The organism is Marinomonas sp. TI.3.20, from assembly GCF_038155025.1.
Classification (GTDB): Bacteria; Pseudomonadota; Gammaproteobacteria; order Pseudomonadales; family Marinomonadaceae; genus Marinomonas; species Marinomonas flavescens.
This window is the reverse complement of sequence record NZ_JBAKAS010000054.1, coordinates 1-970: the sequence shown is the minus strand read 5'-3', so window position 1 is coordinate 970 and position 970 is coordinate 1. Positions and strand designations below refer to the sequence as shown.

Annotated in this window: 1 protein-coding gene; it reads left to right on the top strand. The window is 56.4% G+C overall.

All coding sequences use genetic code 11. The annotated features are described in order from the left end of the window. Positions 1–970: Ig-like domain-containing protein (locus V6259_RS19510; protein ID WP_341585948.1), on the top strand; the 970-nt coding region annotated here is incomplete at both ends.

Genomic DNA, 970 nt, shown 5'->3' with positions numbered 1-970 from the left:
GCGGACACCGAGACGGTGAAAGTAACGTTCAGCGATGGCACCAACAACGTGGTTGTGGATGCGACACAAACTGACGGCGTCTGGAGTGTGGCGGATGCGGACCTAAGCGATCTGACCGACGGCACGATTACCGTCAGCGCCGTAGCAACTGATGATGCGGGCAATACGTCAACTAAAACGGATACGTTAGATTTAGACACGAGTGCGGACACTGACAACAACTTCAGCGTGACCGTGGCGACAAGCGACGAGATCACCAACGCGGGTGAAGCGGACTCTGTTAGCGTGACCTTGGGTGGCGTAGATGCGGATGCACAAACCGTGAAAGTGACGTTCAGTGATGGCACCAACAACGTGGTTGTGGACGCGACACAAACTGACGGCGTCTGGAGTGTGGCGGATGCGGATCTAAGTGGTCTGACCGACGGCACGATTACCGTCAGCGCTGTAGCAACTGATGATGCGGGCAACACGTCTACTACTACCGATACGTTAGATTTAGACACCAGTGCGGACACCGACAGCAACTTCAGCGTGACCGTGGCGACAAGCGACGAGATCACCAACGGGGGTGAAGCGAACTCTGTTAGCGTGACCTTGAGTGGCGTGGACGCGGACACCGAGACGGTGAAAGTGACGTTCAGTGATGGCACCAACAACGTGGTTGTGGACGCGACACAAACTGACGGCGTCTGGTCTGTGGCGGATGCGGATCTAAGTGGTCTGACCGACGGCACGATTACCGTCAGCGCCGTAGCAACTGACGATGCGGGTAACACGTCTACTACTACCGATACGTTAGATTTAGACACGAGCGCGGACACCGACAACAACTTCAGCGTAACCGTGGCGACAAGCGACGAGATCACCAACGCGGGTGAAGCGGACTCTGTTAGCGTGACCTTGGGTGGCGTGGACGCGGATGCACAAACCGTGAAAGTGACGTTCAGTGATGGCACCAACAACGTGG